Annotated in this window: 14 protein-coding genes; 8 read left to right on the top strand and 6 right to left on the bottom strand. The window is 70.1% G+C overall.

All coding sequences use genetic code 11. The features are described from left to right. Positions 1–117: 117 nt before the first annotated feature. Positions 118–654, top strand: coding sequence for an NUDIX hydrolase family protein (locus tag Psi02_RS37110; protein WP_203958220.1), 537 nt, complete (start codon positions 118–120; stop codon positions 652–654). A gap of 4 nt (positions 655–658) precedes the next feature. Here Psi02_RS37110 and Psi02_RS37105 read toward each other — a convergent pair whose 3' ends face one another. Further along, on the bottom strand, positions 659–1,117 hold the full coding sequence (locus Psi02_RS37105; protein ID WP_239095481.1) for a MarR family winged helix-turn-helix transcriptional regulator: 459 nt from the start codon (positions 1,115–1,117) through the stop codon (positions 659–661). A gap of 57 nt (positions 1,118–1,174) precedes the next feature. On the opposite strand from Psi02_RS37105, the gene Psi02_RS37100 reads away from it, so the two are divergent. Then, positions 1,175–1,576 carry a VOC family protein gene (locus tag Psi02_RS37100; protein WP_203980590.1) on the top strand — a complete coding sequence of 134 codons (402 nt, stop codon included), beginning with the start codon at positions 1,175–1,177 and terminating at the stop codon, positions 1,574–1,576. Between the two features lie 42 nt (positions 1,577–1,618). Here the strand turns inward: Psi02_RS37100 and Psi02_RS37095 are convergent, their stop codons facing one another. Continuing rightward, positions 1,619–2,182 (bottom strand): carboxymuconolactone decarboxylase family protein, encoded by a 564-nt coding sequence (locus Psi02_RS37095; RefSeq protein ID WP_203980588.1) that lies wholly within the window; start codon positions 2,180–2,182, stop codon positions 1,619–1,621. Between the two features lie 139 nt (positions 2,183–2,321). On the opposite strand from Psi02_RS37095, the gene Psi02_RS37090 reads away from it, so the two are divergent. Then, complete coding sequence (locus Psi02_RS37090) at positions 2,322–3,989, top strand: sensor histidine kinase (protein WP_203980586.1); 1,668 nt, start codon at positions 2,322–2,324, stop codon at positions 3,987–3,989. Between the two features lie 28 nt (positions 3,990–4,017). On the opposite strand, the gene Psi02_RS37085 is transcribed toward Psi02_RS37090, so the two are convergent. Further along, positions 4,018–5,775, bottom strand: coding sequence for a DUF4012 domain-containing protein (locus Psi02_RS37085; RefSeq protein ID WP_203980584.1), 1,758 nt, complete (start codon positions 5,773–5,775; stop codon positions 4,018–4,020). 25 nt (positions 5,776–5,800) lie between these two features. Continuing rightward, entirely contained in the window at positions 5,801–6,661 is an 861-nt protein-coding gene (locus Psi02_RS37080) for a fibronectin type III domain-containing protein (RefSeq protein ID WP_203980582.1), read from the bottom strand. A 408-nt stretch (positions 6,662–7,069) separates the two neighbouring features. Here Psi02_RS37080 and Psi02_RS37075 point away from each other — a divergent pair, with 408 nt between their 5' ends. Beyond that, positions 7,070–7,777, top strand: coding sequence for a class E sortase (locus Psi02_RS37075; protein WP_239095480.1), 708 nt, complete (start codon positions 7,070–7,072; stop codon positions 7,775–7,777). Next, positions 7,770–7,934, top strand: a complete 165-nt coding sequence (locus tag Psi02_RS37070; RefSeq protein WP_203980580.1) for a hypothetical protein — start codon at positions 7,770–7,772, stop codon at positions 7,932–7,934. The genes Psi02_RS37075 and Psi02_RS37070 overlap by 8 nt, the downstream gene beginning before the upstream one ends. A 33-nt stretch (positions 7,935–7,967) precedes the next feature. Here Psi02_RS37070 and Psi02_RS37065 read toward each other — a convergent pair whose 3' ends face one another. After that, the gene (locus Psi02_RS37065; RefSeq protein WP_203980578.1) at positions 7,968–8,453 is read right to left on the bottom strand and encodes a MarR family winged helix-turn-helix transcriptional regulator; all 486 of its coding nucleotides are present in this window, start codon (positions 8,451–8,453) and stop codon (positions 7,968–7,970) included. A gap of 73 nt (positions 8,454–8,526) precedes the next feature. On the opposite strand from Psi02_RS37065, the gene Psi02_RS37060 reads away from it, so the two are divergent. The 3 genes from Psi02_RS37060 (at position 8,527) to Psi02_RS37050 (ending at position 12,559) form a co-directional block, all read left to right on the top strand. Further along, a complete protein-coding gene (locus tag Psi02_RS37060; RefSeq protein WP_203980576.1) occupies positions 8,527–9,972 on the top strand; it encodes an MFS transporter in 1,446 nt (481 codons plus the stop codon). 76 nt (positions 9,973–10,048) lie between these two features. Then, positions 10,049–10,399: a DUF1801 domain-containing protein gene (locus Psi02_RS37055; RefSeq protein WP_203980574.1), complete on the top strand. Its 351-nt coding sequence runs from the start codon at positions 10,049–10,051 to the stop codon at positions 10,397–10,399. A 117-nt stretch (positions 10,400–10,516) separates the two neighbouring features. Next, complete coding sequence (locus Psi02_RS37050; protein WP_203980573.1) at positions 10,517–12,559, top strand: catalase; 2,043 nt, start codon at positions 10,517–10,519, stop codon at positions 12,557–12,559. Between the two features lie 13 nt (positions 12,560–12,572). On the opposite strand, the gene Psi02_RS37045 is transcribed toward Psi02_RS37050, so the two are convergent. After that, a complete protein-coding gene (locus Psi02_RS37045) occupies positions 12,573–13,460 on the bottom strand; it encodes a DMT family transporter (RefSeq protein ID WP_203980571.1) in 888 nt (295 codons plus the stop codon). Positions 13,461–13,466: the final 6 nt, after the last annotated feature.

Below are 13,466 nucleotides of genomic sequence, written 5' to 3'. Positions count from 1 at the left end.
ACCATCCCCCGCCGCCGCCCTCAAAGCCTTCGCCATAGGACGCGCCGAGAATGCCACACGCGCTGCGCGTTCCGGCAATGCCGGAGTCAAGCGCGGGAGGCCGGGTACCATCGATCAATGACCGAAATGACCGAAACCACGCCCGGCTGGCTCAGTCCCGACGAGCTCGAGTCGACCCGCGCGCGGATGCCGATCCTCTACGTCGACGCGGTGCCCGTGCGGGTCGACGACACGGGCGTGGTGACGCATGTCGGCCTGCTGCTCCGCATCGGGTCGGACGGAACGGTCAGCCGTGCGCTCGTGTCCGGGCGCGTCCTCCACCACGAGCGTGTGCGCGACGCGCTCATGCGCCACCTGGAGAAGGATCTCGGCCCCACGGCGCTCCCCCGCATCCCCGCCTCGCCCCAGCCGTTCACCATCGCCGAGTACTTTCCGACCCAGGGCGTCACGCCGTACCACGATCCCCGGCAGCACGCCGTGTCACTCGTGTACGTCGTCCCCGTCGCGGGCGACTGCCGTCCCCGGCAGGACGCGCTCGACCTGGTCTGGTTCACGCCGGAGGAGGCCGCGTCGCCGGTCGTGCAGCAGGAGATGACCGGCGGCCAGGGCGTTCTGCTGAAGCAGGCTCTGGCACACGTCAGCTGCCTGTCCTGACTCCTCACTCCGCGGACTGGGAGTGGATCCGGGCGTAGACCTTACTCAGCATCTCCTGTAGGTCCGCCCGCTCGGCCTGGCTCAGCGGCGCCAAGAGCTCGTCCTGAACCCTCCGAGCCTCCGCGTCCAGCTCGGCCAGTACGGCACGGCCCGCGGGAGTGAGGCTGACCGCGACGCGGCGCCGGTCGGCGGCATCGCGGACGCGATCGACATGACCGGCGACGGCCAACTCGTCCACCACCTTCGCCACGTCACTCGGGTCCAAGGACAGGCGATTCGCCAGCGCCCGCTGGACGTGCGGGCCGAAGTCGGCCAGCGCGGCCAGCACCGCCATGTGCCAAAGGCGGAGCCCGCGCTCCGCCAGTCGATCCGCCAGCCTGCCGCGTGCGGCCTTGCCCGTCAGGGACAGCAGATAGGTGCTCAGGCCGAGCAGGCTGGGCGGTGCGGCATCGGACATCACCATGACCCTATTGTAGGTCGAGCCCTATAGTGGGTTCACACCTACTATTTGAGGAGCCTCATGGACGTGCTGCACCCCCGCCTGCTCGTGACCCGCTTCGCCGAGTGCTTCGAGTTCTACGACGCCGTCCTGCCGCGACTGGCCGGCGCCACGTTGACGAGGGGCGGCCCTGCGGGGCCGTACGCCGGCTGGGACGTCGACGGGCAGGGCCTGCTGTCCCTGTTCGACGCCGACGCGATGGCGGCGGCTGTGGGAGGCGTCGCCGCCGCCGGCTCTCCGACGCGGGACGGCGTGATGTTCGTCTGCCGGGTCGACGACGTGGATGCCGCGCTGGCCCTCTGCCTCCGCCACGATGCGAAGCCTGCCGCCGACGCCGCCGACCGCCCGCAGTGGGGGCCGAACCTCCGTACCGCCCACGTCCGCGATCCCGAGGGCGTCCTGATCGAGTTGCAGTCCTACTGACCACGACTTCGAACGGGCCGCCGCGCCGCCACGTTCGAATCGTCAGGCCGGCCCCGCCGCGGGGCCGGCCGGCGAGCTCAGGTAGCCAGACCGGACGACCCGTTCGGCCATGAGTTCGTAGGCGGCCGGGTCATCCGGGGTGAACGCGGCCAGGCCGTCCACGTAGCGGTTGAACATGCAGAAGGCGGCCGCGATCAGCACCACGTCATGGATCTCGACGTCGGTGGCCCCTTCCGCACGGGCGGCGGCCACGTGCTTGTCCGAGACGGACTTCCCGCTCTCCCGCACCACGGCGGCGATCTCCAGCAGCGCCTTCATCTTGGCCGAGATCGACGAGGACGACGGATCGGCGCAGACCTGCCCGACCGGCTCCGTCCCTTCCGGCAGTTGCGCGGCGGCGAGGGCCGCGTGCGAGGAGTAGCAGTACCGGCAGTCGTTCTGCGCCGACACGTACGCCGCGATCAGCTCCCGCTCCCCGCGGGACAGCGAGCTCTCCCCGCGTAGCAGCACCTCGGCCAGCTCACTCAGCGGGCGGGCGGTCTCCGGCCGGTAGCGGAACAGGCTGGTGATTCCCGGCAGATCGTTGCCCAGGGGGATGTGCGCCATGAGAGCTCCTCAAAAGATCCGGGGACGTAACGGTCCAGGGGGCAGCCTCCGCGATCATCGCGACCCGGTCAACCCTCGTCCTCCACTCCGGCGGACGGAGCGGGTTGTGCGAGTCCGGGAGGCGGATATCTTTGCCCCCATGCACGGGAGCGCCGACATCGGACCGCTGGACCGGCAGGACGCGGCGCGGGTGCCTCCCGATGACCCCGGTCGCGGACGGCACCGGCTCACCACTCAGGCGCAGGTCTACGTCCTGCTGGGCGTCATGACCGTTCTCGTGCTGATCTGCGCGGCGATCGGCGCCTGGCTGCTCAATCAGACCGCAAGCGTGTCCGACCAGTTGGTGGATCGCATCGCTCCCGCCCGCACCTCGGCCGCCCGGCTGCAGAACGCGCTGATCGACCAGGAGACCGGTGTGCGCGGGTTCCTCCTGACCGGTCAGCCGGCCTTCCTCGAGCCCTATACCGAGGGAGTGGCCACAGAACAGGACGAGGCGGCGCGGATAACCGCACTGGTCGGCGGCCGGCCGGAGTTGGCCGCCGATCTCGCCGCCATACGTGAGGCGGGCGCGGAATGGCGCCGTACGTACGCGGCGCCGAACATCGCCGCCGTACAGGCCGGCGGCCACCCCGACGACGCGCAACTGGACGCGAGCAAACGCGCCTTCGACCGCATCCGCGCCCTGTTCCAGGCCCAGACCGATCACTTCGACCAGACCCGGGCGGACGCCCGGGACGACCTCGTGCGGATGCGGAACCTGCGCGACTGGGCGTTCATCGCGATGCTCGGCCTGTTCGTCCTGACGGGCCTGGCCTTCGCCGTCCTGTTCCACCTCTCCGTGGGCCGGCCCCTGCGTACTCTGCGCGCCGCGTCCCGGAAGGTGGCCTGGGGCGACTTCGGCCACCACATCCCCGCCCAGGGCCCGGCCGACCTGCGTGACGTGGCCCGCGACGTCGAACTCATGCGCCGGCGAATCGTCGAGGCGCTGCTCGAGTCGCAGGACCAGAGGGCGGCCCTCACCGAGCAGACGGCCCACCTGGACGCCCAGACCGTCGAACTGCGCCGGTCCAACGCCGAACTGGAGCAGTTCGCCTACGTGGCCTCGCACGACCTGCAGGAACCCCTGCGCAAGGTCGCGTCCTTCTGCCAGATGCTGGAACGGCGCTACGCCGACAAGCTGGACGAGCGCGGGCTGACCTACATCTCCTTCGCCGTGGACGGCGCCAAGCGCATGCAGGTCCTGATCAACGACCTGCTCACCTTCTCCCGTGTCGGCCGCCTCAACGACGCGCGCGTGCGGGTCGCCCTCGACGACTCCCTGAACACGGCGCTGGCCAACCTGGCCGGCGGGATCGAGGAGTCGGACGGCCGGGTCGAGCGCCCGGAACGCCTGCCCGAGGTCGTCGGCGATCCGAGCCTGCTGACCATGTTGTGGCAGAACCTCATCGGCAACTCCATCAAGTTCCGCAGCCCCGACCGTGCGCCGGTCGTCCGCGTGGACTGCGCCGAAGAGCCGGACTCGGGTCTGTGGCGGCTGAGCGTCACCGACAACGGAATCGGCATCGGCGCGGAGTTCACCGAGAAGGTCTTCATCATCTTCCAGCGCCTGCACACCAGGGAGGCCTACGGCGGCACCGGGATCGGCCTCGCCCTCTGCAAGAAGATCGTCGAGTTCCACGGCGGTGAGATCTGGATCGACACCGGCTACACGGACGGCACCCGCATCCGCTTCACGCTCCCCGCACCCGCCCCGGCCGTTCCCGACGACGACGGCGCCGTATCCGCCCTGGAAGGAAATCCCGCATGACCGCTGCCCCGCCACCGCTGACGGGGGCTCAGGGCGTGCAGCCCGCCGAATCCTGGCTGACCGTGGTCCGCTGGGAGCGCGCGAGCGGCTGAACCGGCGCCGTCGGCGGCCGCGCGGAGGCGGGCTCCGTCAGGTCGAGCCGCAGAGTCCTCGACTGCCCGGGACCCAGTTCGAGCAACGTGGAGAAGACCGGGTGGGAGCGCTCGGCCTCCGTGATGACCCGGGCGGGCGCGCCGTCGATCCGGGCCCTTCCCAGCTCCGCGCCGACACCCGCGTACACGGACACCCACAGCAGGTTGGAGCCCACCGGGTGCGGGTGACCCTGGTCGTCGAGCCTGCCGGTCACGTATGCCGGCAGCCCTCCGGAGGGCACGTCGTTGGTGAGACGGACGCGCACCGTGCTGGAGCGCCGTCCGTTCACGCAGGGTCCCAGCCGGTAGTCGAGTGAACGGTCGAGGTAGTAGTCGAGCTTCCCCCCGGCCGAGTTGTTGACCACGAGCCCGGCGTAGGGTCCCGGCACCTCGGGAAGCACGCCGCCGAGCGGCGTGTCCGACAGGAGACGTTCCTCCGGCTCGTGGCGGCTCCAGATCTGCAGCCGGTGCTCCTGCGCCATCGTCCGCAGAACGGGCAGCAGCCGGATCGGGTCGGCGAACGACGTGGACAGGGCCTCGGCCGCGGTTCTGGCGATCGTGATGAGGAAACGCTTTCTCGCCTCGGGGTCGGGGTAACGGGCGTAGGCGGTGCGCTCGGTCAGGTCGACGACGTTGGCGGCCGTCACCTGCTCGCCGCCGTCGATGGTGACGGGACCGCTCAGCGCGAGCAGATGGGACAGCCCGACCGGATCGATGGCGATCGAGCCGTCCAGCCGCCGGCCGGTCTGCCGTTCCCACAGGCCCGTCCAGGTCGCCGCCGCGAAAGGGAAGTGCGGGGACAGGTTGGAGACGGACAGAAGCTTCGCGGCGGCCGGGCCGTACCGGGCGAGGAATGCCCGGCCGTGGTCGGCGACGGGGCTGAGCGTGCTCTGGAGGCCGGTGTCCGCCGACAGCCGGTCGACGGTGATCCTGCCGCGGTCGGCCTGCAGGATGCCGAACGCGCCCACGAGGCCTCCTGTGCCGCGCGCCTCGGCGTTCGTCTGGAACGCCAGGAAGTAGCGCCGCGGCCCGTCCTTCCCCAGCATCGCCGGAAGCAGTTCGGCGGCGGTGGCGGCGCCCCCCACCCAGCCGTGCAGGTCGTCGATCTCCCGCAGCGCGGTGCCGCGCGCCTGGTCGAGCGCGTCCAGTCCGGTGCGGGACGGCGCGGCCGCCAGGCGGGCCCGGGCCCTCGTGAGGCGGGAGACGGCATCGTCCAACGAGGGCGCCGCCGTACGGAGATCCGCGAGCAGCACACCCATGTCCCCCAGCGATCGGGGCTCGGCCGTGAGGAAGGGCCTGCCGGCCTGCCCGACGCCGGCCAGCACGTCGGCGACCTCGCCGACGCTCTCCGCGAGGACCCGCACGGTCGTCGCCGCATCGGCCACCAGCGGGACGTGGGTCATCAACGACCAGCCGACCCCGCCGGCGAGGCGCCGGGCCTCGGCCGCCTCCCGCCGGGCGACGGAGAGGGCTGCGGTCATCCGGCCCATGTCTCGTGCGCCGGCCGCCGAACGCACGGTCGCCAGCGCCGCCCGCGCCGCCTCCAAGTGGTCGCGCACGCTCAGGCCGAGATGGACCGACCATCCCGCGACCGGCAACGACGTGACCAGCAGTCCGATCGACGCGACGGCGACGACGCGCCGGTGACCGGACACGAAGGCGAGGGCGCGACGGCGGCGACTATTCCCCATCGGCAGACCGGCGGCGGCGTGTCACGATCTTCATCCCGGCCAGACCGAGGACCAGCAGGGCCGCGGCCACGCCCGCGATGGTGGCCACAGGTGCCCCGGTATAAGGCAACTGCCCGTCCGCCTGCTCACCGGCGGGGACGGCCTGGCCGTTCCCCGGCGCGCCGAGACCATGCCCCTCCCCCGCGGGCCCGTCATCCCATGACCCGCCGCCGGGCCCGTGCCCGGGCCCGTGGCCCGCCACGCCACCGTCTCCGTCACTGTCGCCGAACGAGTCGGAGCGGCCGCCGTGCGCCTCATCCCGGGAGTCGTCCCGGCCCTCGGCCTCGTCGTCCGCCGTGTCGTCAGCGGTGTCGCCGAGCGGCGCCCCCGCCTGGACGACCAGGTGATCGTCGCTGTCGTGATCGAGGGCGGGCTCCACGTCCCGCGCGGGCCGGGTGACGATGTTGCTCCTCGGCGACACGTTGCCCGCGGCGTCCCTCGCCTTGACGAAGTAGGACACCGTGACGTCCGGACCTCTGTGATCGAGATAGGTGAGAACGTCGCCGTCCACGGTCGCCAGCAACCGGAACGGCGAAGTGCTGATGAAGATCTCGTAGGCGGTCACACCCACGTTGTCCGTGGCGGGAGTCCAATCCAGCCTGATCGCCGACGGCCCCACCTGCGTCAGGCTCAGCACCGGCGCGGTCGGGGCCTCGCGGTCCACGGGCTGAGGTGGATACGGCTTGGCGGGCGGAACCTGGGAGAAGGCGGACGGCACTCTTTCCGCCACGGCCGGAGTGGCGATTCCATATGCCGTCCCACCGCCGACGGTCACCGCGAGGAGAACGGGAACAGCGGATCTGCCAATCATTACAGAACCCTCCTATGACAGCGGTCCGGCATTATGCGGAAACTCGCCGACCGCCGAGCGAAACGTCAACGCCCCAGTTGTATCCGCCCGATCCCGGCACCCACCGCACGGCACCCGGCTTTTAAGGAAAGTTCGCACACCACGCGTTTTTCGCCGACCATTTCCGATCGAAGGAATGACCTCTCCCCGTCCTGTTCCGAAGCCGGGACTTCTCAGCGCGGTGACCGATTAGCCACTTTCCACGTATTTGAACGACCGATATAGCGCTATACGCTGTTATGTGGCATTAGCCCGCTTTGCTCGCGTTTATTTGTGTACGGGATTTTGAACGACGGGAATTTTCACGCTCTCGCATATGGGCATGAATGCACGCACGTCAGCGGCGTTCTTCGAGAAGGGAGTCCTCATGTGCCGACCAGAACGGCGACCGGCGACGGACTCCCCGGCCACCACGACGCCTGTCCCCATGGGGTCCGGATGAGGTCCGCCGCGAGGATGCTCGCCGAACTGGCCGTCACCCTGGGGGCGATCCTCGCTCTGTTCTGCGCCTATTTACTGTGGGGCACCAGCGCGTACACGGAAGGACATCAACGCCTCCTGCAACGGCGGCTCGTCACCGACCACGCGCTGAAGAATCCGCGGAAACTCGATTCGGGCAGGGCACTGGCGATCATCCGGATTCCCCGCTTCGGCGACGGATATCACTATGCGATCGTCGAAGGCGTCGACGCGGAGGATCTGCGGCGAGGCCCCGGGCACTATCCCGGAACCGCCCTGCCGGGCGAGCCCGGCAATTTCGTGGTCTCGGGGCATCGCACCACCTACGCGGCTCCGTTCAACCGGCTCGCCGAACTCCGCCGGGGCGACGACCTCCTGATCGACACTCGCGGCTTCCGTTACACCTATCGGGTGACGTCGACGAAGGTGGTGGACCCCACCGACCTCGACGCGATCGCCCCCGTCCCCGGCCGGCCGGGACTACGGCCGACCCGGGCCGCGATCACGCTCACCACCTGCCATCCGGAATACTCCGCCCGCCAGCGCCTCCTCGTCTCCGGGGTGCTGGCCTTCAAGCAGTCGCATGATCCCGGACACGCGCGAGGCCCACATGTATAGCCGGATCTGGCGGCTCCTCCCCGGAGGAACAGCCGTCAAGCTCGTCCTGTCGCTGGTTCTGCTCACGCTCGCGGGGCTGTTCCTCTGGCAGGTCGTCTTCCCGTTGCTGGAGCCGCACGTCGACCTCGATCCGACGATGAGTCTCGCGACGACGTGACGGGAGTTGCGCCGGCGGCCGAAGCACTTGCCTTTACGTTGTAGATTTTCCGTTCCCCTCGCGCAGCCGCGCGATCTCCTCGGCGGTCCCCGTCCCCGACCGCCTGAGGAAGTCGGCGATCGCGGCCAGTTCCCTGTCGTCGTAGCGGGCGAGGATCTCGTCCACCCGCCCGGTCATGGACGCGAGGTCGGCGAAGGCCTCGCTCTCGCGCTCCGGCACGAGCCGGAGGATGACGCGGCGCCGGTCGGCGGGGTCCTTCTCCCTCCGCACGAAGTGAGCACGCTCCAGGCGGTCGACGATCCCCGTCACCGCGCCGGTGGTCAGGCCGGTCAGCTCGGCCAGCCGGCCGGCGGTGATCGGGCCGTGCCTGTCCAGGAGGTCGACGCATCGCGAGTCGGTGGCACTCAGGCCGAGCCGTTCGGCCACCGCATGACTGAGGAGCACCGCGTAGGCCGTGAACGACCGCAGCCCCTCGTGGACGTCGCGCAGCACCGCGTCACGCCCCGGCGTTGACACCATCACGTATATCCCCTTACCTTGCTAAGCAGTTTAGCTCACTAAGCTAAATCTCTTCGAGCAGTGAGGATATGGTATGGACTCCAGGCGCTGGCCGGCGTTGGCGGTCATGCTCATCGCCGCGTACATGGACCTGCTGGACACCACGATCGTCACCGTCGCGCTCCCCTCGATCCAGCGGGATCTCGGCGCGAGCGACGCCGCCCTGCAGTGGGTCGCCGCCGGATACACCCTGGCCTTCGCCCTCGCCCTGATCACCGGCGGCAGGCTCGGCGACGTCTACGGCCGCAAGGCCATGTTCCTGATCGGCATCGCGGGCTTCACCGCCGCGTCCGCCCTGTCCGGCCTGGCGGCGGGGCCGGGCATGCTGGTGGCCGCCCGTGCGGTGCAGGGCACGGCTGCGGCGATCATGATTCCGCAGCTCCTCACGGCCATCCAGGTCGGTTTCCGCCAGGCGGAACGCCCCAGGGCCTTCGGCCTGTACGGAATGGTGCTCGCGCTCGGCGGGGTCAGTGGTCCGCTGCTGGGAGGCCTGCTCACCGAGGCCGACCTCTTCGGCTGGGGATGGCGGTCCATCTTCCTGATCAACGTGCCCGTCGGCGTGCTCGCACTCGCCGGGTCCGCGGTCCTCATGACGGAGTCGAGGGCGCACCGGCGGCCACGGCTCGACCCGCTCGGCACGGTGCTCGTCACCCTGGGACTCCTCGCCCTCGTCTACCCCCTCGTTCAGGGGCGTGAGCTCGGCTGGCCGATCTGGACCTTCCTCGCCATGGCGGCGTCCGTTCCCCTGCTGGCCCTGTTCTGGGTGCACGAGGGACGCCGAGGCCGCGTCGGCGCCTCCCCTCTGGCCGACCCGCGGCTGTTCCGTTCGCGCCCGGTGATCGCCGGGCTGCTGGTCGCGCTGGTCTTCTTCGCATCCACCGGCTACTTCTTCGTCCTGACGCTCCACCTGCAGGCGGGACTGGGTTTCGGCGCCCTGCGAACGGGGCTGGCCTTCCTGCCGTTCGCCCTCGGTGTCGTCGTCGGCTCCGGCGCCGCGGCACGTCTGGTCCCCCGGCTCGGCCGTACGGTGGTCACCGCCGGCGCGGTGGTGGAGGCCGCGGGCATCCTCGGGATGATCCTCGCCGTCGGCGGGGCGGGCGACGCCCTGGAGGCCTGGCACCTCGCTCCCAGCCTGGTCCTCGCCGGCCTGGGGCTGGCCCTGGTGTCGGCCACCCTCGTGACGATCACCCTGTCCGGCGTGCCCGCCGACCACGCCGGGTCGGCGTCCGGGCTGGTCAACACCACCCTTCAGCTTGGCTCCGCGGTCGGTGTCGCGGCACTCGGCGCCCTGTTCTTCGGCCTGCTGACCCCGGAACACGGGTATCAGCCCGCGCACTACGCCGACGCGAGCGCCCACAGTCTGCTGCTCGCCGCGGGGCTGGCGGCGCTGTCCTGCCCGCTGAGCCTTCTCCTCCCCCGGCACGCCCTGGCCGGGGCCGGCCCCGGCGCCCCCTCGCCCGTGCGCAGTTCGGCTCCGTAACCCGCCGAACGCGTTGCGCTTCCTCACCTCATCGTGATCAAGTGACCCTAATCGGCAAGCAACGGAGGTCCCACCCATGCCCAACGAAGCCGTCGACGAGTTCGTCAGGACCAAGGTCCTGCCCGAACACCAGAGCATCGTCGGCACGCTCCGCGAGCTCATGAAGGAGAACGCTCCCGGCGCGGAAGAGGTGATCAGCCGGGGCTCCCCCGCGTGGCAGGGGAAGAAGCTCCTGGCGATCATCAGCCCGAGCAAGACGCACATCACCTTCGCCTTCGCCAGGGGCGCGGAGTTCGACGACGCGTTCGGCCTGCTGGAAGGCTCCGGCAAGACCACGAGGCACGTCAAGATCAAGAAAGCGGACGCCGTGAACGCGGAGGCCCTGCGGAACTACATCGGGCAGGCCGTCCGGCTGGACGAGGAATAGGACACGCCCCCCGGGATCGAGGACCCAAATTACCCCGCCATGGACCGCTCCCCGCCGTTTTCCGAGGTCGGGCGGGGTACGGGTGCCTAGAAGAGCTCGACTCCTGAGGGGGATCCCGTGGCCGACGGAAACGACGAGAAGCAGCGGCAACTGGACAGGTACCGGGTCGATTCCGAGGGCAGCCGTCTGACCACCGATCAGGGTGTGCGAGTCGACGACACCGACAACTCGCTATCGGCGGGCGAACGCGGCCCGACGCTCCTGGAGGACTTCCACTTCCGCGAGAAGATCACCCGGTTCGACCATGAGCGCATCCCGGAACGCGTCGTCCACGCGCGGGGGGCCGGCGCGTACGGGTACTTCCAGCTCTACGAGTCGCTCGCCGAGTTCACCGCCGCCGACTTCCTGTGCGACACGTCGCTGCGCACGCCGGTCTTCGTCCGCTTCTCCACGGTGGCCGGGTCGCGCGGCTCCGCCGACACCGTCCGTGACGTGCGCGGGTTCGCCACCAAGTTCTACACCCGCCAGGGCAATTACGACCTGGTCGGCAACAACATGCCGGTCTTCTTCATCCAGGACGGCATCAAGTTCCCCGACTTCGTCCACGCGGTCAAACCCGAGCCGCACAACGAGATCCCCCAGGCCCAGTCGGCGCACGACACGTTCTGGGACTTCGTGCAGCTCCAGCCGGAGATCACGCACATGGTCATGTGGCTGATGTCCGATCGGGCGATCCCCCGCAGCTTCCGCATGATGCAGGGCTTCGGCGTGCACACGTTCCGCCTGGTCAACGCCGACGGGCGGGGAACGTTCGTCAAGTTCCACTGGCGTCCCGTGCTCGGCACCCATTCCCTCGTCTGGGACGAGGTGCTGCGCATCCAGGGCAACGACCCCGACTTCAACAGGCGGGACCTGTGGGAGGCCATCGAGCGCGGCGCGTTCCCGGAATGGGAGCTCGGCCTGCAATTGGTTCCCGAGGAGGACGAGCACGGCTTCGACTTCGACCTGCTCGACGCCACGAAGATCATCCCTGAGGAGACCGTGCCGGTCCGGGTGGTCGGCCGGATGGTCCTTGACCGGAACCCGGACAACTTCTTCGCCGAGACCGAGCAGGTGGCGTTCCACACCGCCAACGTCGTGCCGGGGATCGACTTCACCAACGACCCCCTGCTGCAGGCCAGGAACTTCTCCTACCTGGACACCCAGCTCATCCGCCTGGGCGGGCCCAACTTCGCGCAGATCCCGGTCAACCGGCCGGTCGCCCCCGTGCACAACGACCAGCGCGACGGCTACAACCAGCGGATCGTCCACCGGGGCAGGACCAGCTACGCGCCCAACTCCATCAGCGGCGGCTGCCCGATGTCCGGCGTCCTGAGCGGGGACATGGAGGGCGTGTACCGGCACTACCAGGAACGCGTGGACGGCGCCAAGATCCGCAAGCGCAGCCCCAGTTTCGATGATCACTACAGCCAGGCGACCCTCTTCTGGAACAGCATGTCCGGCTGGGAGAGGCGGCACATCGTCGAGGCGTTTCTCTTCGAACTCGGGCACGTGGAGCGCCGGTACATCAAGGAGCAGGTCGTCCAGCGGCTGGCCAACGTCGACGGCGACCTGGCCCGGCAGGTCGCCGAGGGGCTCGGCATGCCCGCCCCCGCCGTGACCACGCCCAACCACGGGAGGACGTCCCCGGCGCTCAGCCAGGCCAACGCGCCGCGGGACTCGATCGCCACCCGCAAGATCGCGTTCCTGGTGGCCGACGGCGCCGACCTGGGCCGGGCGGGCCAGGTCAGGGCGGCGCTGGAGGAGAAGGGGGCGGTCTGCGAGATCGTCGCGCCCCACGAGGGACAGGTCGGCTCGGTCACCGTGGACAGGCAGCTCAGCGCGGTCTCCTCCGTGCTGTACGACGCCGTCCTGCTCGTCGGCGACGGGGAACTCGCCGGGAACGGCCACGCGGTGCACTTCGTCCGCGAGGCCTTCAAGCACGGCAAGGCCATCGGCGCCCTCCCGGGTGGCGAGGCCCTGCTGGAGGCCGCCGCATTGCCCGGACGCCAGGGCGTCATCGGCCCGGAGACCACCCGCGACGAGTTCGCGGCGGCGTTCGCGGCCGCGATCGCCGAGCACCGCACCTTCGACAGGGACGTGGACTCGGTCGCCGCCTGACGGCCGGCGGCGGTCATCGGCATTCGGGGTCGCGGCTCTCGGCCGGGTTCCGCTCCGACTTGGCCAGGAACGGCGATCGGCCGAGGACGACGATGCCCGCGACGAGCGCGATCAGGCCGAGGATCTCCCCCGTCAGCGCGCCGGGATCGACGCGCAGGTGCTCGCTGAAGATCACGACCCCGAGCACGATCCCGGTGATCGGTTCGGCGGCGGTCGTGGCCGGCAGGGAGATCCGCAGTGGCGCGGCGTCGAACGCGCTCTGGTTGAGCAGGATGCCCACCACGGCGACCACGGCGACCATGTACGGCTGCCACGTGACCGCCAGGGCGTGCGGCCCCCGCGCGAGCGTGAGCAGCGAACCGCGGGTCAGGGCGTCCTGGAGTCCGTACAACATGCCCGCCGCGGCGGCCAGCAACATCGCCTTGGTCTGCAGGTCGAGCCGGAGCGCGACCATGACCAGTGCCGCCGCCGCCATCAGGACGACCAGCACGGAGAGCCAGACGGGGGACCCGGGCGCCGGCGCGTCGCCGCCGTGCGGCTGCCCGAAGGCCAGGAAGACGGCCACCCCGCCGCTGACCAGCACCGCGCCCAGCCATTCCGCCCAGCCCAGGCGCTCCTTGTAAACGACGGCCGCGGCGCCGAGCGCGAAGATGAGGTTGGTCGCCAGGAGCGGCTCCACCCGCGCGATGTCGGCCCGCTGCAGGACCAGTGCGCCGAGGATCTGGCCGCCCACCATCGCTCCGACCCCGCACAACCAGAGGGGCTTGCGAATGAGGTCCAGGAGCAGGTGCAGGCGCAACATCTCGCCGAGCGGCTCGTCGTAGGCGGCGTGCTGCTGAGCCACGAAGCCCAGTCCGAGCAGACAAGCCGCCGCGAGACCGATGAGCACTGTACTGATCATGGAAAC

The sequence above is a fragment of the Planotetraspora silvatica genome, assembly GCF_016863315.1.
Taxonomy (GTDB): Bacteria; Actinomycetota; Actinomycetes; order Streptosporangiales; family Streptosporangiaceae; genus Planotetraspora; species Planotetraspora silvatica.
Note: the sequence above shows the minus strand (reverse complement) of the source record. Positions and strands in the feature narration are given on the sequence as shown.

What these genes read in the sequence shown, in the direction of transcription:
- Psi02_RS37105 (WP_239095481.1), bottom strand. Translation starts at nt 1,117, where the DNA reads ATGGTGATGTCCGATGCCGCACCGCCCAGCCTGCTCGGCCTGAGCACC.
- Psi02_RS37055 (WP_203980574.1), top strand. Translation starts at nt 10,049, where the DNA reads ATGCCCAACGAAGCCGTCGACGAGTTCGTCAGGACCAAGGTCCTGCCC.
- Psi02_RS37070 (WP_203980580.1), top strand. Translation starts at nt 7,770, where the DNA reads ATGTATAGCCGGATCTGGCGGCTCCTCCCCGGAGGAACAGCCGTCAAG.
- Psi02_RS37090 (WP_203980586.1), top strand. Translation starts at nt 2,322, where the DNA reads ATGCACGGGAGCGCCGACATCGGACCGCTGGACCGGCAGGACGCGGCG.
- Psi02_RS37065 (WP_203980578.1), bottom strand. Translation starts at nt 8,453, where the DNA reads ATGGTGTCAACGCCGGGGCGTGACGCGGTGCTGCGCGACGTCCACGAG.
- Psi02_RS37095 (WP_203980588.1), bottom strand. Translation starts at nt 2,182, where the DNA reads ATGGCGCACATCCCCCTGGGCAACGATCTGCCGGGAATCACCAGCCTG.
- Psi02_RS37080 (WP_203980582.1), bottom strand. Translation starts at nt 6,661, where the DNA reads ATGATTGGCAGATCCGCTGTTCCCGTTCTCCTCGCGGTGACCGTCGGC.
- Psi02_RS37060 (WP_203980576.1), top strand. Translation starts at nt 8,527, where the DNA reads ATGGACTCCAGGCGCTGGCCGGCGTTGGCGGTCATGCTCATCGCCGCG.
- Psi02_RS37045 (WP_203980571.1), bottom strand. Translation starts at nt 13,460, where the DNA reads ATGATCAGTACAGTGCTCATCGGTCTCGCGGCGGCTTGTCTGCTCGGA.
- Psi02_RS37110 (WP_203958220.1), top strand. Translation starts at nt 118, where the DNA reads ATGACCGAAATGACCGAAACCACGCCCGGCTGGCTCAGTCCCGACGAG.
- Psi02_RS37100 (WP_203980590.1), top strand. Translation starts at nt 1,175, where the DNA reads ATGGACGTGCTGCACCCCCGCCTGCTCGTGACCCGCTTCGCCGAGTGC.